At 69.8% G+C, this 16,166-nt stretch carries 16 protein-coding genes; 12 read left to right on the plus strand and 4 right to left on the minus strand.

The window, feature by feature from the left end; genetic code table 11:
* Positions 1-83 precede the first annotated feature (83 nt).
* Positions 84-947, plus strand: coding sequence for a PP2C family protein-serine/threonine phosphatase (locus G3I40_RS37490; protein ID WP_164559281.1), 864 nt, complete (start codon positions 84-86; stop codon positions 945-947).
* A complete protein-coding gene (locus G3I40_RS37495; RefSeq protein WP_164559282.1) occupies positions 947-1,993 on the plus strand; it encodes an MASE1 domain-containing protein in 1,047 nt (348 codons plus the stop codon). Before G3I40_RS37490 ends, G3I40_RS37495 begins: the two co-directional genes overlap by 1 nt.
* A 65-nt stretch (positions 1,994-2,058) precedes the next feature.
* On the opposite strand, the gene G3I40_RS37500 is transcribed toward G3I40_RS37495, so the two are convergent.
* The gene (locus tag G3I40_RS37500; RefSeq protein WP_164559283.1) at positions 2,059-2,982 is read right to left on the minus strand and encodes an NmrA family NAD(P)-binding protein; all 924 of its coding nucleotides are present in this window, start codon (positions 2,980-2,982) and stop codon (positions 2,059-2,061) included.
* A gap of 93 nt (positions 2,983-3,075) precedes the next feature.
* Between G3I40_RS37500 and G3I40_RS37505 the strand changes: the two genes are divergently transcribed.
* The 7 genes from G3I40_RS37505 (at position 3,076) to G3I40_RS37535 (ending at position 9,470) form a co-directional block, all read left to right on the plus strand.
* Positions 3,076-3,639, plus strand: coding sequence for a TetR/AcrR family transcriptional regulator (locus G3I40_RS37505; RefSeq protein WP_164559284.1), 564 nt, complete (start codon positions 3,076-3,078; stop codon positions 3,637-3,639).
* 92 nt (positions 3,640-3,731) lie between these two features.
* Complete coding sequence (locus G3I40_RS37510; RefSeq protein WP_343245139.1) at positions 3,732-5,414, plus strand: NAD-dependent malic enzyme; 1,683 nt, start codon at positions 3,732-3,734, stop codon at positions 5,412-5,414.
* A 351-nt stretch (positions 5,415-5,765) separates the two neighbouring features.
* Complete coding sequence (locus G3I40_RS37515; RefSeq protein ID WP_203645465.1) at positions 5,766-6,773, plus strand: helix-turn-helix domain-containing protein; 1,008 nt, start codon at positions 5,766-5,768, stop codon at positions 6,771-6,773.
* Between the two features lie 2 nt (positions 6,774-6,775).
* Entirely contained in the window at positions 6,776-7,210 is a 435-nt protein-coding gene (locus tag G3I40_RS37520) for an SgcJ/EcaC family oxidoreductase (RefSeq protein WP_164559286.1), read from the plus strand.
* Positions 7,211-7,591: 381 nt separating this feature from the next.
* Positions 7,592-8,128: a SigE family RNA polymerase sigma factor gene (locus tag G3I40_RS37525; protein WP_164559287.1), complete on the plus strand. Its 537-nt coding sequence runs from the start codon at positions 7,592-7,594 to the stop codon at positions 8,126-8,128.
* Positions 8,125-8,901: a hypothetical protein gene (locus G3I40_RS37530; RefSeq protein WP_164559288.1), complete on the plus strand. Its 777-nt coding sequence runs from the start codon at positions 8,125-8,127 to the stop codon at positions 8,899-8,901. Before G3I40_RS37525 ends, G3I40_RS37530 begins: the two co-directional genes overlap by 4 nt.
* A complete protein-coding gene (locus tag G3I40_RS37535) occupies positions 8,883-9,470 on the plus strand; it encodes a GDSL-type esterase/lipase family protein (protein WP_164559289.1) in 588 nt (195 codons plus the stop codon). Before G3I40_RS37530 ends, G3I40_RS37535 begins: the two co-directional genes overlap by 19 nt.
* A gap of 151 nt (positions 9,471-9,621) precedes the next feature.
* On the opposite strand, the gene G3I40_RS37540 is transcribed toward G3I40_RS37535, so the two are convergent.
* The gene (locus tag G3I40_RS37540; RefSeq protein ID WP_164559290.1) at positions 9,622-10,440 is read right to left on the minus strand and encodes a metalloregulator ArsR/SmtB family transcription factor; all 819 of its coding nucleotides are present in this window, start codon (positions 10,438-10,440) and stop codon (positions 9,622-9,624) included.
* A 223-nt stretch (positions 10,441-10,663) separates the two neighbouring features.
* Between G3I40_RS37540 and G3I40_RS37545 the strand changes: the two genes are divergently transcribed.
* Together G3I40_RS37545 and G3I40_RS37550 are read left to right on the plus strand one after the other, a co-directional pair.
* A complete protein-coding gene (locus G3I40_RS37545; protein WP_343245140.1) occupies positions 10,664-11,587 on the plus strand; it encodes a PhzF family phenazine biosynthesis isomerase in 924 nt (307 codons plus the stop codon).
* Positions 11,588-11,733: 146 nt separating this feature from the next.
* Positions 11,734-12,309: a hypothetical protein gene (locus G3I40_RS37550; protein ID WP_164559291.1), complete on the plus strand. Its 576-nt coding sequence runs from the start codon at positions 11,734-11,736 to the stop codon at positions 12,307-12,309.
* Positions 12,310-12,464: 155 nt separating this feature from the next.
* On the opposite strand, the gene G3I40_RS37555 is transcribed toward G3I40_RS37550, so the two are convergent.
* The gene (locus tag G3I40_RS37555) at positions 12,465-13,661 is read right to left on the minus strand and encodes an MFS transporter (protein WP_343245141.1); all 1,197 of its coding nucleotides are present in this window, start codon (positions 13,659-13,661) and stop codon (positions 12,465-12,467) included.
* Positions 13,662-13,715: 54 nt separating this feature from the next.
* Here G3I40_RS37555 and G3I40_RS37560 point away from each other — a divergent pair, with 54 nt between their 5' ends.
* Positions 13,716-14,483 carry a helix-turn-helix transcriptional regulator gene (locus G3I40_RS37560; protein ID WP_164559292.1) on the plus strand — a complete coding sequence of 256 codons (768 nt, stop codon included), beginning with the start codon at positions 13,716-13,718 and terminating at the stop codon, positions 14,481-14,483.
* Between the two features lie 170 nt (positions 14,484-14,653).
* Here G3I40_RS37560 and G3I40_RS37565 read toward each other — a convergent pair whose 3' ends face one another.
* Positions 14,654-16,069, minus strand: coding sequence for an MFS transporter (locus G3I40_RS37565; RefSeq protein WP_239092166.1), 1,416 nt, complete (start codon positions 16,067-16,069; stop codon positions 14,654-14,656).
* Positions 16,070-16,166 lie beyond the last annotated feature (97 nt).

Raw genomic sequence — 16,166 nt, forward strand, 5'->3', positions numbered from 1 at the left:
ACGGCGGGCCCCGCTGACGACGTGCGGGCGGCCCCGTGCGCGGGCACAGTGGGGGAGAGCCTCTCGGGGAACGGGGGCGAGCCATGTTCCGCGATGAGTCGGTCGAGGACGGCGAGGATCTGCTGGCCAAGCTCGGCGCGCTGACCGCCCGCGCGCGCGAGCTGGCCGAACTGCAGCGCTCCCGGGTGGAGCTCGCGGTCGCCCTGCAGCGCGGGATGCTGCCCCGCGACCTGCCCAGCCCGCCGGGTGTCCGCCTCGCGGTCGGGTACATGCCCGCCAACCACGGGCTCAACGTCGGCGGCGACTGGTACGACGCCTTCACCATGGCCGACGGTCGCCTGGGGCTGTCCATCGGCGACGTGCAGGGCCACAACATCAAGGCCGCCGCGTTCATGGGACAGGTCCGCGTCGGACTTCGAGCGCTGGCGTCCGTGACGGGGGACCCGGGAGAGCTCCTCGCCCGCACCAACGACCTCCTGGTCTCCCTCGACTCGGACCTCTTCGCCACCTGTACGTTCCTGAGGCTCGACCCCGTGACCGGCATCCTGGAGTGCGCGCGAGCCGGTCACGTGCCCCACATATGGGCCACGGCCGACGGCAAGTCGGGTATCGACGAGGGGGAGGGCGGGCCTCCGCTCGGGGTGCTGCACGGCACCACGTACCCCGTCACGGAACACCGGCTGACCACCGGCGGCGTCTTCGTCCTGCCGACCGACGGCGTGGTGGAGGGGCCCACGATGGACCTCGACGAGGGCCTGCGCCAGGTGAAGCGGCTCGCCGAGGTCACCGCCGCCGCCGGACTGGGCGTCTCCACACTCGCCCGCGGCGTCATGAAACTGGCCGACTCCGTGGGCCACGAGGACGACGCCGCGGTCCTTGTCGTCGGCCACGACGTCGGCGCCGCATGGCGGCATCCGCCTGGCCGGGCAGGGGAGACCGGTGTCTGATGGCTGCTGTGCTGGCTACTCGACGGTCCCGGTGGTTCGTGGACATGGCCCTCAAGTCACTGGCCGTGGCCGCCTGCTACTACGCGGTGGGGCGGCTCGGACTGCTGGGCCAACTCGTCGTGCAGGGCGTGATCGTCACACCCGTCTGGCCCCCGACCGGCGTCGCCGTCGCCTGCCTGCTGGTGTTCGGTGTACGGGTCTGGCCCGGGATCGCCCTCGGCTCCCTCCTCGTGATCGCTTCACTCACCTCACCGCAGCTCGGCACGATCATCACCGTGGCGGGCAACACCGCGGCGCCCCTGTGCGCGTACCTGCTGCTGCGCCGTGTCGGTTTCCGCCTCGATGTCTCACGCCTGCGTGACGGTCTCGCGCTGGTGTTCCTCGGCGGGTTCGGCGCCATGCTGATCAGCGCGACGGCGGGCGCGGTGCCCCAGGTGTGGAACGGCACGCTGGACGACGGGGAGTTCTGGTCCGTGTGGCTGGCCTGGTGGGTGGGCGACACCATGGGCGTCCTGCTCGTCACCCCGCTCCTGCTCGCGCTCTTCCTCGGCGTCGTGGCGCGCACTCCCGCCCGTCGCTGGAAGGAGGCGGTGTGCCTGGCGCTGGCGGCCCTGGTTCTCGTGCCGCTGGCCGTCCTCAGCTCCACGAGCCTGCTCTTTCTCGTCTTTCCCCTGCTGATCTGGGCGGCACTGCGCTTCCAGCTCGCCGGGAGCATGCTGTGCGCCCTGTTCGCCTCGGTGCTCACGACGATCGAGGCGAACTGGGAGCGCGGGGCGTTCCTCCACCTGTCCGACGTCGAGATCATGGTCAAGCTGCAGGCGTTCAACGGGGCGGCCGCCCTGACCGCCCTGCTGCTGTCCGCTCTCGTCATCGAGCAACGTGCCACGCGACGATCGGTCCAGAACGCGTGCAAAGAACTCGCGGAGCTGCTGGAGCATCTCGCCGCGGGGGAGAACCCGCGGGAGCTGGCCGACTCGCTCGCACCACCCGGCACCGACGTCCCCGAAAAGGGTACGCCGATGACGGGCAGCGGCACCGAGCTGTGAACCGCGGCTCGCCGCGGTGACGGGGTCGCCCGGTGCGGCCGTGGTCGCATGAGGCGGCCGGGGTTTCAGGCGTCGACGCGCAGATGTTCCCGCGTCCACTGCTGGAAGCTGGTCAGCTCGAGGCCGAGTGCGCGGGCGAACTGCGGCCGGGCCGGCTGACCGACCTCGTCCAGGAACCTGTGACTGGCGCCCATGTCGGGCATGCCGGCGGCGCGGGCCTCGTCCTCTGTCATGTCCGGAGCCGCCAGCGGGACGCCCAGGGCGCGGGAGAGGATGTCTGCGATCTGCGTCATGGTCAGGTAATCGCCGGCGAGTTCCAGCTCCACGCGGTGGTACTTCTCGGGCGCGCAAAGGGCGGCAGCCGCGGCGCGGCCCACGTCCTGGGCCGCGACGAGCGCGAGGTGCGTGTGCGGCTTCACGACGGTGACGAGGCCGCCCTCCACCCCGCGTGGGAAGTAGAACCGCATGGACGGCTCGAGGTTCTCCATGAAGAACGACGGCTTGATCAACGTCCAGTAGGGGAAGTCCATTTCGCGCAGGCGGTCCTGGATGGCCGACTTGGTGCCCAGGGGTGCTTCCATCATCGTCCAGCGGCCCTCCGCCCAGCCCGGAGCCCGGGTGTGCTGGCCCACCCCGCTGGTCGAGGACTGCACGAACTGCTCCACGCCGGCATCACTGGCGGCGGCCATGAGGTGGTACGCCTGCCTGACCTCGCCGTCGAAGTCGATGCCCTGCTCGGTGAACGCGGGCATCTGGACGGAGAAGACGGCTCGTACGCCGTCCACGGCTGCTCCGAGCGTCGAGGGGTCCGTCAGATCGCCCGTGACCAGGCGGGCGCCGAGTTCTTCCAGGGCCCGGGCCCGCTCGGCCTGTGGGTCGCGAACCAGGGCGCGGACCGGCGTTCCCTGTGCGAGCAGGGCGCGGGCCGTGGCGCCCCCTTGGCGGCCGGTGGCCCCGGTGACGAGGACCGGTTGCGTGGCGTTGGTCATGGATATGTCTCCTCACGCCGGAAACGGTGGGGGTCACCGTTTCGGCTTCGCTACAATACGGAGGGGTCCGCCACTTAGCAATCAGGAGAGACGATGACCGGCCAGCGTTCGGATGCCCGCCGCAACTACGCCCGCGTACTCGCCGCGGCCGAGACCGAAGTGGCGGCACACGGAGCCCAGGCGTCGCTCGAACGGATCGCCCGTGAGGCGGGCGTCGGATCGGCCACCGTCAGACGCCACTTCTCCACGCGCAGGGCCCTGCTGAATGCCGTCTTCGCAGAGCGCGTGCGCGCGCTGTGCGAACGCGCGCAGGTGCTCGGCAGCGAGGACGACACCCGCACGGCGCTCCAGACGTGGCTGCGCGAGCTGCTTGCCTACTCGGTGGCCGCGCGGGGCCTCGCCGACGCGCTTTCCTATGAGCCCCTCGGGGACGACGGGGCCGGCGACTCCTGCGCGGCAGTCATCGAGGCGGCCGGTTCCCCCCTGCTGCGCCGAGCTGTTGCCGACGGGTCGGTGCGGGGGGACGTCACCGTCCACGATCTCGTCACGCTCGTCGTCGGGATCGCCCTGGCCACGGAGCACCATTCCGACCCGGCCGCCCAGGCCGAGCGCGTCTTCCGTCTCGCGATCGAGGGCCTCGACCCCACCGCCGCCTGACCGGCCGCCGCGCCGTGCGCCCCGATCCCGAACCGCGCCGGCGACGTGTATGGGGCGCGCCCCACCAGCCGTCCCCCTGCGGACCGCTTGGCGTGTCGAGGCCGCCACGGCCGCTGACCCGCCAGGAACATGGCTTCATGAGCCAACTCACCGGTCCTGCCCTGCTGTCCGACCCGTTGCGCACGAAGGGAACCGCGTTCACCGAGACCGAGCGTGCCGAACACGGACTGCGGGGGCTGCTTCCCTACTCGGTGACCAGCCTGGACGAACAGGTCCGCCGCTCCTGGGGCCAGATCCGTCGACAGGCCGACGACCTCCAGCGCTACGTGTACCTGCGCGCCCTGCAGGACCGCAACGAAGCCCTCTTCTACGCCGTGCTGGCCCATGACGTACCGACCGCGCTGCCCCTCGTGTACACGCCGACGGTCGCCGAGGGATGCAAGCGCTTCTCCGAACTGTGGCAGCGTCCGCGCGGGCTCTACCTGTCCTGGCCGCACCGCGAGCACCTGGCCGAGATGCTGCGCAACCGCCCCCACCACGACGTCGACGTCATCGTCGTCACGGACGGACAGCGCATCCTCGGCATCGGCGACCAGGGCGTCGGCGGCATGGGCATCCCCGTCGGCAAGCTTTCGCTCTACACCCTAATCGGAGGCATCGACCCCGCACGCACCCTTCCCATCCTGCTCGACGTCGGCACCGACAACGCAGATCTGCTCGACGACCCGTTCTACCTGGGATGGCGACACCGCCGCATCGATGACGACGACTACTTCGCCTTCGTGGACGCGTTCGTCGAGGCCGTACGGGCCGAACTCCCCGAGGTGCTCCTGCAATGGGAGGACTTCGCCACCCCGCACGCGGCGCCGATCCTGGAGCGCTACCGGGACCAGCTGCTCACCTTCAACGACGACATCCAGGGCACGGCCGCCGTCGCGCTCGGCGCGCTGCGAGGGGCGACCAAGGTGGCCGGCGTCCCGCTGAAGGAGCAGCAGGTGGTGATGGTCGGTGCGGGATCCGCGGGCATCGGCGTCATGGACATGGTGCGTCAGGAGATGGTCGACGAGGGCCTGTCGGACAGCGAGGCCCGCGCGCGCTGCTGGGTCCTCGACGTCCACGGACTGCTCACCACCGACCGCGACGATCTCGCCGACGACCAGCGGGCGTTCGCGCACGATCGCGCCGATGTCGAGAGCTGGGACCTGCAGGGAACTCTGCAGCTGGCGGATGTCGTCGAGAACCTGCAGGTAGGGGTGCTGCTCGGACTCTCCACGGCCCAGGGCGCGTTCACCGAGGACATCGTCCGGGCCATGGCGGCGAAGGTGGACCGACCGATCATCTTCCCCCTGTCCAACCCCACGGCGAACGCCGAGGCCCGGCCGGCCGATCTGGACACATGGACCGACGGCAAGGTCCTCGTCGCGACGGGCTCCCCCTTCCCGCCTCTGCACCGGGACGGCGTCGACGTACCGGTCGCCCAGTGCAACAACGTCTACGTCTTTCCGGCCGTAGGGCTGGCGGTGACGGCGGCGCGGGCGAGCCGGGTGACCAACGCGATGATGCGGGCCGCGGCCCGCGCACTCGGAGACGCCTCACCGGCTCTCGCAGACGCGAAGGCGCCACTGCTCCCGGCGTGGGCGGACGTGCGCGACGTGGCCGATGACATCGCGCTGGCCGTAGCCCGACAGGCCGTCGCCGACGGGGTCGCCCCCGACGCCACGGACGAGGAACTGCACACCGCGATCCGTGACACCCGATGGTCCCCCGGCTACTGAAAGGGACACGGAGCCCCGCACCTTGGACTCAGGTACCGGGACCGGTCGGTGGCCGGGACAGACGCCTGACCTCCCCGCGCGCCCTCCTCATCGAGTCCGCCTGGACCGCGCGCTGGGCAGTTCGCAGGGACCGGTCCCACGACCGAAAGGGCCATCAGCCACGGAAATCACCACCCTTGCAGTACTAGTGCGCCTGATACGGGGCAGGGGTCCCGGCGTGCCTCCTCCGCCCGCCCCGCGTCACACACGTCACCGCAGCGCTCTGACGCGCCTCCAACACCGCATCGGGCACCACCGGCTGCAGCTCGGAGTGGAGCACGGCAGTGGTGAAGCCAGGTGAACACTGCAGTGATGGACGGTGATGAGCCCCGCCCGAGCGGCGCCGCAATGGACAGCGCCGACGCCTTCCTTGAGAAGCTTGAGCGCAGCGCTTTGCCGCCGCTGCGCGGCGACCGGCACACCGGCGAGGACTTCCGTGCCGACGTGGTCAGCCGCCACCTGGGCCCCTTGCACCTGACCGAGCTGGTGACCCCGGAGGGCGCATGCTTCCGTGACGCCCGATCCGCGCGGGCCGAGGACAGCGAGCTGTGGCAGGTCGAGGTGGTGACACGAGGACACGTACGCGCCGAACAGGGCGGCAACAGCGCCGTATTGGGACCCACGGACCTGGTCCTCATCGATCCGGTGCGGCCGGTGCGGTTCGCCAGTTCCGCGACCACCCACGTGACCATGCTGATGCCGCGCCACCTGCTGCGGCTCGGCGCGGACGACGCCGCGCGGCTGACCGGCGTAAGGATCCGAGGGGACCAGGGCCCCGGCGCCCTGGTGTCCTCGCTCGTACGGGACATGACGCGAACCCTGGACGGGTTCCGCGCCCACGAGGCGGACCGGTCGGCGGCCGCGGTGATCGAATTGATCGCGGTGACACTGGCGTCCCGCCTGGGCGACGTCCGCCCGGTCGACGACGAGGTACTGCGCACGAGAGTCGTCGGTTTCATCGAGGCCAGACTGTCCGACCGGGACCTCACCCCGGCCAAGGTGGCCGCGGCGCACCACATGTCGGTGCGCCGGCTGCACAAGCTGTTCCAGGACCAGCCCCTGACCGTGGCAGCCCTGATCCGTCGGCGGCGCCTGGAGCGCTGCTACGCGGATCTGACCCGGAGGAACACCACGGTCGCCGTGGTGGCCGCCTCATGGGGTTTCGCGGACCCCGCCCACTTCAGCCGGCTGTTCAAGGCCACCTACGGGCACAGCCCGGGGGCACGCGTGTCCAACGACGGTGCACTGATCGTCAATGACCACCTCGCCGGACCGCGCGAAGATGGCGACCGGAAAGACGAAATACGGAAAGGGGCCTGACCATGGATCCGTCGACCGACACGCTGAGCGCCGTCCCCGCCCGGATGATCGAGGGCTGGAACCACGGCGACGCGGCCGCGTTCGCCGCGGACTTCGCCCAGGACGCCGAACTCATCGACTTCGACGGCACAGTCCACAAGGGACGCGACACGGTGATCGCCTCCCAGCAGCCGGCCTTCGACACGGTCCTGAAGGGCTCCCGGCTCGTGCACGGCAAGGTGGAGTTCGCCCGGCTCGTCGCGCCGGGACACGCCGTGATCCACCACCGCTTCGGCATGGTGATGGCCGGTGAGGAGGAGCCGCCTCCGAGTCGCTACTTCCTGCAACTGTTCGCGATGGTCTGGCAGAACGACCGATGGGAGATCGCGACGCTGCAGAACACCCGCCGCGTCTCACTGGAGTCCGCCATGGCCCTGGACGCACAGACGGCCACGTGACGTAGCCCCCTCGCCCCCGGCCACCACCTCGCTGTCCGCCCCCTTGGCACGCTTGTTGCGGCCCGGGGTGGTTCCGGCGTTCGCCGCCCGGCTGTAGCCATGTGCCGCCCTGACCCCGGTTGCCACCGCCGTAGCGGTGGCAACCGGCAGGTGCGGGTCCGCAATGCCCCTTCGTGCAGTCCTTGCGTGAGATGCCGTCCTGACGTGGGGCGAGGCTGCGGAGTCGCCCCGCCGCCCATCACGCAGAGGGGCCTGTGGTGCGGGCCTCCGCCAAGGTCGCATCATTGCCTGCGCTCCCCATCGCGGGGATTTTCGCGATCTTTCAGCGATGAGGCAACGGTTTCCGGACCCCGTGGACTCTATGGGGCGAGGAGGTTGTCGATGAGAGAAGCGAACCCCGCTGCGGATGTGGACTTCCAGTCCTTCGTCGTCGGCCGTTGGGCCCGGCTGATGCGTACCGCGTTCCTTCTGACGGGGGATCAGCACGCGGCGGAGGACCTGGTCCAGTCGTCGCTGGAGCGCGTCTACACGGCCTGGCGCAGGGTCGCGTCCGCGCAGGATCCGGACGCGTACGTGCGACGGATCATGGTCAACATGCATGCCCGCAGACATCGCGGCAGATTCAAGGAGCTCGTGTCCCGCAGGGACGACACGAGCCTGGATGTACCGGAGCGCGGGGACCGGATGGCGCAGGCGCTCGACCGCGGCGATCTGATGGCGGCGCTGGTGCAGTTGCCGCCCCGCCAGCGCGAGGCGGTCGTGCTGCGCTACTGGGAGGACCTGAGCGAGTCGCAGGTCGCGCAGGCGATGGGGTGCTCGGTCGGCACGGTGAAGAGCAACGCGGCCAAGGGCATAGCGAAACTCCGTGCCGTGCCGGGGCTGACGGACAAGGCGACGAACGAGAGGCCCCGGCCATGACACTGCAGCATGACGACGCCCACCAGGATCTCGTCGCACGGCTGGCCGATGCCGCACACCAGGTGGAGATCGGCCCGGCTCCGTGCCAGGCGATCGTGAGCGAAGGCAGACGAAGGCAGCGCCGACGCAGGGTCACGACCGTGGCTGCCGTCCTGGTCGCTGCCTGCGCGACCGGTGTCGCGGTCACCTCGCTCCAGGACACCGCCGACCGCTCCGGCAAGGTCGGCCCGGCCTCCCGGACACCCGCGCCGCTCGCTCCGCACACGCAGGAACTCGCGACGGGGCGGGCCGACGGCGTGCCGTGGAGCGTCAGCGTGGACGTGTGGGAGCCGGCGAAGAACGAGGCGGGGGCGGCCCGGCTGTACGCAGCGATGAACGACCGGGAGTTTCCGGATACCGAGCGGGGCGGCGGATACCCGTACCGCGATCTGCTCGACGAGGGCTGGTTCTTCGCCAGGGCCCGCACGGGCGACAAGAACTGGTTCCCCAGCGACGGCCCCCTCCCCGTGAAGCCCACGTCACGCGGTCACGTGGAATCCACCTGGGTCCGTCTCAAGGGCGAAGGCGCCGACTCCTGGCTCGTGTTCGGCCACACCGCCCCCGACGTGCGCGGCGTCGTCTGCACCTGGTCCAACGGCGCCACCACCAAGGTGCAGCCGCCCGTGCTGCACACCATCAAGGGCACGGACAGCCGGTTCTTCGTGGTCCCCGTACCGAAGGGAGGCGGCCCCAAGAGCGCCACGGCCACACCGGAATGCCGCTCGAACTCCTGACAACGGCCGCCGGCCCACAGAGCGTGCTGTGCACCCAGGGCGCGCGGGGCTGGGGCGAGCATCTGCACGAGCGGCTGCGGTGGCAACTGGGACGGCATACCGATGTCGTGGTCAACACCGGGGTGTCGGGATGGAGTGCCCCAGATGTGCTCCGCGAACAGGATTGGGTGAGCGGACGCTTCCGGCCGGACGTACTGTCCGTGTCGCTGGGCACGAACGACTGCCTGGCCGGCGACGCAGGACTGCCGGCCTTCCGCGAGGCGATGCGGAAGTTCGTCGAGGGCGCCGGATCGCGCACACAGGTCGTGCTCCACACTCCCGTACTCGTCAGCTTCGCGGAGCGTGAACGGCGCGCGGCGATGCCCGCGTATCGCCAGGCCGTGCGGGAGCTCGCTGCGGAAAGCGGCGCCCTGCCCGTCGACCACGAGGCCCACCGGCGCGCACACCACCAAGCGGCCGACCCGATCGGCTGGCTGGACGATCCGGCCCCTCCCAACGCCGCCGGCCAGCTGCAGATGGCTCAAGTGGCACTGCGGGCAATGGGGCTGGGTGAGATCGAACTACCCTGACGAGTTCGTGCATGGACGGCGTCGGTGCGGGGTGAGGAGAAAGCAGCCCGCCTACTCGTGGAAGCCGGGTCTGGCGTGACACGGAATGCCGTACCTGGTTCAGCGAACCGAACGACAGGAGAAGCCCGCATCAGCGGCGCCCGACGAGATCTCAAGCGAACACCAGGCCAAGGGATTTCTTGAGGCCGTGGGCGCCCTGACCCGTCAGGTGGACGACCCGGGGGCTCGCTCCCCACCGCACCCAGTCCAGGGTGAAAAGACGCGCAGTCAGCGCCGCTCCGAGCCCGCCGGCCAGGTGGTGTTGCTGTTCGCTCCAGTCGACGCAGTACAGGACAGGGGGACGGCGGGGCGGCAGTCGGTCCGTGTCCACGCCGAGATCGGCGAGCCGACCGTGGCCTTCGTCGGTGATCCGGTACTGGAGGTCGCGCCCGTAGGACGAAGGGCGGTCACGTACCGCCTCCTCAGGGCGATGGACGCCGTCGTGCCCGCTGAGCACGCCGCGTTCCAGCAGCGCCCGCAGGAGTGCGACGCCCAGCTGTCCGGCCAGATGGTCGTAGCAAGTGCGGGCGCGGTGCAGGGCGTTGGCGCGGCTGCTCTGTTTCAAGGAGGTGATGGCCAGGGGAGGGGCGATCAGGGCCAGCGACTCCAGGGCGGCGCTCACATCCGGCCCGGCCAGCCGGTAGAAGCGCTGACGGCCCTGCTTCTCGACGGCGACGACTTCACCCGCCACGAGCCTGGCCAAGTGCGCACTGGCCGTGGCCGGGCCGATCCCCGCCTCGCTCGCGAGCGTACTCGCCGACAGCGCGCGTCCGTCCGCCAGGCACTTGAGAATTCGGGCCCGCGAGGGGTCGGCGATGAGGGCCGCGGCCCGCGCGATGTCGGTCTGGTGTTTGAGCGGCTCCCCCTCCCGGTCGTGGAAAGAGGCGGTGCGGGAGCGGGCGGCAAGCGGGCCGCGAGGCGCATTCGGCATGGCGGCAACCTACGACATCGACACTTCGCTGTGCAGCGAAGTAAGGGGCACCGAAGCTTGGTTGTGACCACACCGCAGAGTGTCTCGGACGCCACGCCGTTTCCCGAGGCGGCCGCCCCACAGGCGCACGGCTCACCGTGCCCCTGCGGGCTCCGCTGAGTGCCGACCGCTCCGTGGCCGCTGGTGAACCACCCATCAGACCATCAGAAGAGGACCACGCATCGTGTCAACCAACTCGCAAGCCCTGCCCGGCATCACGCATCGCTCCGGGCCGTCGAACACAGAAGTGCTCCACTACACCGCCTTCGCCGCCAGTCCGGTCGGCGGCAACCGGGCGGGGGTCGTACTGGACGCTGCCGCACTGCACGACAGTGACATGGTCGCCATTGCAGCCGAACTCGGCTACTCGGAGTCCGCCTTCCTCAGTCCCGGCCCCGACCCTGCCGACGAGCGGTCGCTCACGTTGCGCTTCTTCAGCCCTCAGGCCGAAGTGGACTTCTGCGGTCATGCCACCGTCGCCGCGGCGGTCGCCCTGGGCGAGCGGCTCGGAACCGGTGAGCTGACCTTTCACACGCCTGCCGGCCCGATCGCCGTCACGGTCACCGAGGCAGGCGGCGTGCTGAAGGCCACTCTCACCAGCGTCGTGCCCAAGGTGTCCAAGGCGGACCCGGCGGACGTGGCTGAGGCGCTGGCGGCGCTCGCCTGGCAGGCCGATGATCTGGACGCGGCCTTGCCACCGAGGATTGCCTACGCAGGGGTCCGTCACCTCGTGCTGGCTGCCGCCACGCGCGAACGGCTGGCCGATCTGAACTATGACTTCGACCGGCTATTGACCTTGATGCGGAAGCTGGATCTCACCACCGTGCAGTTGGTGTGGCGTGAGACAGCGACGACATTCCACGCCCGGGACCCGTTCCCCGTCGGTGGAGTGGTGGAAGATGCCGCGACAGGAGCTGCGGCAGCCGCCTTCGGTGCGTACGCACGGGAACTGGGCCTCGTCCCCGTCGATGTGACACTGACCCTCCATCAAGGCCACGACATGGGCAGCCCGTCGCTCCTCGAGGTCGATCTGCGTGCGGGCGAGGAGCGTGTGCGAGTCACCGGTACGGCGGTCCGTGTCCAGGCTTCCGCCTCAGGTCAAATCTGACCTGGAACCACACATGCCGTCTCGGGCGAGGCACTCAGTCAAGGCGGAGAAGCCATGAGACGCCGACAGAGGGGTACGAGGAGACCCTCGCAACGCGACTTCTCCAGACGGTCGGATCGGGCGGTGGGCGAATGCAGAGAACATCGATGACCAACCAACCTATCGCGTTCCCGGACGAGGCCACGTTGCGGCGTCGGCTCACCATGCGCTGGGCATTGCTTCTGGTCCTCAGCGGCCTGTTCGGCTTCGTAGTGGGCCTCGTGCTGAACCTCTCGGGGAGGGTGCTTTCCGGCGTTCTCATGGCGGCGTTCCTGATCGTCGTCGTGGCCGTCACGTCGTGCGTGGTCCTGTGCAGAGAACGCAGGCGGGCCGGCCGGCACGGCCTCTCGCTGAGCCGGTACAGCTACGTGGGCACGCAGATAAGCAGTGGTCGCCTGCCTGCGGACCCCGCTCTGCGTTCCGCCGCCCTGGACATCGTGGAGCGCCAGTCGCAAGCGGTGGACCGGGCGTCGTCCAGACCGCAAAAGGTGCTGCGTGTCGTCATGATCGTGCTGTTCGCCACGCTCGCCGTCGACCGGATGCTCAGTCAGGAATATGGTGTCGCGGCCCTGTTCTCCTTCACGCTTGTGTGCTCGCTCTGGACTCCGCTGGGACTCCGCCGCCAGCGAAGGCGCCTTGAGACCGTACGGAGCACGCTGGATGGACAAGGCAGCACGAGGTAGCCGCGCATGCCGAGGACGAAGGCGCCAGGTTCGGATCATCGGGGCCTCGACGGAGTCCCGGGTCCCGGCCACTCCATTCCCTGTTCCGCGCCTACGTCGACGACATCACCACTCGATGCCCCCGGGTCCTGCGCACCGTCGAGGACGGCCGGCGTCTACGCCGGGTCGCTGAGGAGCCCGTCCGGTTCACGCAAGAAGACGGAGAGCAGCATCGCGAGCGCCGGCAGGGTGGCGAGGACAGCGAGTGCGCCTCGGGGGCCGTAGTGGGTTGCGGCGATGCCGAGCAGTGGCATGAACAGGCCGCCGGCACTCATCGCGAGGCCGAGGGTGACGCCGGCGGCGGTCCCGGGCCGGCTGGGCAGGTAGTCCTGGCCGAGCTTGATAAGGACGGCGAACGGGATGTTCGAGATCAGACCGACGAGCAGGGCGAGCGGCAGCGCCATGTATTTGTCGTCGCAGATCAGCATGAGCCACAGGGCCGGCAACATGGCGGCATTGCCGATCTGTACGGTGCGCACCATGCCGATGCGGTCGGCCAGCCGCCCACCGAGCAGAGTGCCGGCCACACCGCCGCCGAGAACGAGGGTCAGGGCGAGACCTCCGAGGCCGCTGCTCGCTTCCAGGTGGCGGATCCAGTACAGCGAGATGAAGGTGTTCAGCCCGGTCGAGATGGTGGACCGCACGATCTCGACGGCGGTCAGGGCAGCGAACCGGCCCGGCAGGTCCCTTCCCTGGCGCTGCACCTTGCTGACCGCCGTACTCGATGTCCGGGTGTGGTGACGCAGCAGCACGAAGCCCATGAGGACAGCGGGTGGGATGAACAGTGCGGTCGCGCCCATTCCGAGGTTGCCCAGGGCGGGTGTGACCAGGGCAGGGGCAATGAAGAAGCCCACGCTGCCGCCCGCGGCGAAGTAGCTCATGGCGGTGGCGCTGCCCCCGGCCGCACGGCGCGCATCGCGCCCCGCGGGCGGATGGAACATGGCGATGCCGACACCCGCCATCAGGAGCAGCGCGAACACCAGCGGGTAGGAGGGAACCAGCCCGGAAAGGCCTGCCCCGACGCCCGCCAGGCCGACTCCCAGTGGTGACATCCACCGCAGCCGGAACCGGTCGGCGAGCAGTCCGATCGGCACCTGCGGTACCGCGCTGCCGAGCGTCGCGGCAAGGGCCAGCCCCGAGGCCTGGACATAACTGAAGTCGCGTTGCAGTACGAAATAGGGCACCGCGGCGGGCACAAGGCCCTGGTAGAAGTCGTCGACGGCATGAGCGCTCGCCCAGATCCGCATCCGGCGCCAGTGCCCGGGCGGACCTCCCGCCTCACGGGACGTGCTTGTTTCCTGGATCGTTGTCACACGTCCACGATGGGCGCGGGCACCCTGGGCGCGCTTCCCGTATTCTGCCTATCTATGTCGCAGATCCGCCACTCGCCCGTCGCGCCGACCACCACTCGGCTCCTCGGCGGCGGCGCGACCATCGACCGGCACCGTCACGACGACCACCAGCTCATCTACGTCAGCGCGGGCGTCCTGGCGATCACCACGGAGCACGGTTCCTGGATCGCCTCCAACGACCGCGCCGTGTGGATTCCGGCCCACACCTGGCACGAACACCGCTTCTACGGGCAGAGCCGTTTCCACACCGTCGGCTTCTCCGCCCACGGCAGGCCGCCGCTGCTCGACGCCGAGAACCCGACGGTCATCGCCGTCGATCCGCTGGTGCGCGAGTTGCTGATCGCGCTCACCGGCACCGCTCTCACGCAGATCGAGATCCGGCACATCGAAGCGGTGCTACGCGACCGGATGCGCCGCGTGACGGCCCAACCCGTCGCCCTGCCCGCAGCCCGCGACCAACGACTGGCCGACGCCTGCCGAACCGTCGAAGAGGACCTGCACCAGCCCTGGACCCTCACCCAGCTCGCCGAGCGTGTGCACACCAGCGAGCGAACCCTCTCCCGCCTCTACCGCGACGAGTTCGGCACGACCTTCCCTCAATGGCGCACCCGTGTCCGGATCTTCACCGCGATGGTCATGCTCGCCGAGGGCGCCACCGTGACCGACACCGCCCACGCCTGCGGATGGGCAACCACCAGCGCTTTCGTCCAAACCTTCGCCCACACCGTAGGCATGACCCCCGGTACCTACCGCGCAGGCGTGGGCAAACCGCAGCAGGACTGACGACCACGGCAGCAAAGATTGCTCGCCCGAACTGCCCTGCACGTCCGCATCGTTCGCCCTGCGCGCCAGAAAAGCCCTGCCGTCCTGGGAACGGTCCGCGTAGTCACGAGGGGTGAGGGGGACGGCGGTACCCGGTATGGGGGCACCGCCGCCGGGGCGAACCGCCTCAGTCAGCCTGGTTGTTCTCCGTCAGCCTGGTTGTTCACCTGCCTGGGCAGGCAGAACATCAGGACCCACATCAAGGCGAGGAGGCCACCGACACACCACAGCACGGCGAGGAACGCGTCACGGTTGAGGGCGGCGTCGGCCGAGCCACCGGTGCCGGCGAAGAACACCAGGGCGGTCAGCGCCGTGCCGAGGGCGATGCCCAGATGCATAACGGTATTGAACAGACCCGAAGCCGAACCGGCATCCTTGTGCGGGACCCGGGCCAGCGACATGTCGGCCAGCGGCCCGCCGACCATACCGAGGCCGAAGCCGATCAGCATCACCGGCGCGGCCATCGCCGGCAGCGTCACGGCTGCCTGACCTGCGCCGGCCAGGATTCCGTACGCGACCGTCGACGCGAGCGTGATGAGGACCCCTGCCTGGGGCAGGCGACGGGCGAAACGCCCGCCACTCTTCGTCGTGACGGTCGCACCGGCCAGCTCTCCGAGGGAGAGCAGCACGAAGGCCAGGGCCGCGTGGAACGGGCTCATGCCCAGTCCCTGCTGAAGGTAGAGCGCCCAGGTCATGAAGAACAGCCCGCACAGCAGGCCGTGCATCAACTGCGCGGCCATGCCGCCGGAGAACTGCCGGCTTCGGAAGAGAGACAGTGCCACGAGCGGTGCGTTGCCCTGCTTGCGCTTCTGGTGGAGCAGGAAGACGCCGAGTACGAGGAGGCCGGCGGCGAGCAGGACGAAGCACCACAGCGGCCAGTGCCGCAGGTGCCCCTCGGTGAGTGGGAAGACGATCAGGACGATGGCCAGGGCGGACAGCAGCACGCCGATGAGATCGAGCCGCTCGGCCTTCTTCACCAACGACTCGGGGATGAACCGGCGTCCCAGAAGGATCACGGCGAGACCGACGGGCACGTTGACCAGGAAGACCGGCCGCCACGACTGCCCGAACAGGTCGGCCTCGGTGAGCAGCCCGCCCATCACCGGGCCCAGCACATTGGCGAGCGACATGACGGCCCCGTACAGGCCGAACACCTTGCTGCGGTTCTGCCCCGCGAAGGTGATGTGGAGGGTGGCCAGGATCTGCGGGATCATCACGGCTGCTCCCATGCCCTGGAGCCCACGGGCGCCGATCAGCACGCCCGGCCCGGTGGCGAGGCCGCACAGCAGCGAGGCCGCCGTGAACACGACGGTGCCGACGAGGAGGACCCTCCGCCGGCCGTAGAGGTCGCCGAGGCGTCCGCCGGTGATCAGGCCGATCGCGATGGGCAGCGAGTAGCCGGTGGTCAGCCACTGCACCGCGTCCGGTCCGGCGCTGGTCGACTCCTGGATCGCGGGCAGGGCGGTCAGCACGACCGACTGGTCGATCATGTCCATCAACTCGGCGCCCAGCAGCACCAAGAGGGCGATCCAGGCGGCCAGGCCCATGGCCGAAAGCTCAGGTGTGGGAGGGCCTGGGGGAGAGGCGGTGTGCTGTGGCTCGTTGTCGAGCGCGGAGGAAGACACGACGGGGAACTCCTGGTCC

The organism is Streptomyces sp. SID14478, from assembly GCF_010548525.1.
In the GTDB taxonomy this organism is placed as follows: domain Bacteria; phylum Actinomycetota; class Actinomycetes; order Streptomycetales; family Streptomycetaceae; genus Streptomyces.

What these genes read in the sequence shown, in the direction of transcription:
- G3I40_RS37495 (WP_164559282.1), top strand. Translation starts at nt 947, where the DNA reads ATGGCTGCTGTGCTGGCTACTCGACGGTCCCGGTGGTTCGTGGACATG.
- G3I40_RS37505 (WP_164559284.1), top strand. Translation starts at nt 3,076, where the DNA reads ATGACCGGCCAGCGTTCGGATGCCCGCCGCAACTACGCCCGCGTACTC.
- G3I40_RS37560 (WP_164559292.1), top strand. Translation starts at nt 13,716, where the DNA reads ATGTCGCAGATCCGCCACTCGCCCGTCGCGCCGACCACCACTCGGCTC.
- G3I40_RS37565 (WP_239092166.1), bottom strand. Translation starts at nt 16,069, where the DNA reads ATGGGCCTGGCCGCCTGGATCGCCCTCTTGGTGCTGCTGGGCGCCGAG.
- G3I40_RS37490 (WP_164559281.1), top strand. Translation starts at nt 84, where the DNA reads ATGTTCCGCGATGAGTCGGTCGAGGACGGCGAGGATCTGCTGGCCAAG.
- G3I40_RS37540 (WP_164559290.1), bottom strand. Translation starts at nt 10,440, where the DNA reads ATGCCGAATGCGCCTCGCGGCCCGCTTGCCGCCCGCTCCCGCACCGCC.
- G3I40_RS37535 (WP_164559289.1), top strand. Translation starts at nt 8,883, where the DNA reads ATGCCGCTCGAACTCCTGACAACGGCCGCCGGCCCACAGAGCGTGCTG.
- G3I40_RS37500 (WP_164559283.1), bottom strand. Translation starts at nt 2,982, where the DNA reads ATGACCAACGCCACGCAACCGGTCCTCGTCACCGGGGCCACCGGCCGC.
- G3I40_RS37530 (WP_164559288.1), top strand. Translation starts at nt 8,125, where the DNA reads ATGACACTGCAGCATGACGACGCCCACCAGGATCTCGTCGCACGGCTG.
- G3I40_RS37520 (WP_164559286.1), top strand. Translation starts at nt 6,776, where the DNA reads ATGGATCCGTCGACCGACACGCTGAGCGCCGTCCCCGCCCGGATGATC.
- G3I40_RS37525 (WP_164559287.1), top strand. Translation starts at nt 7,592, where the DNA reads ATGAGAGAAGCGAACCCCGCTGCGGATGTGGACTTCCAGTCCTTCGTC.
- G3I40_RS37550 (WP_164559291.1), top strand. Translation starts at nt 11,734, where the DNA reads ATGACCAACCAACCTATCGCGTTCCCGGACGAGGCCACGTTGCGGCGT.
- G3I40_RS37515 (WP_203645465.1), top strand. Translation starts at nt 5,766, where the DNA reads ATGGACGGTGATGAGCCCCGCCCGAGCGGCGCCGCAATGGACAGCGCC.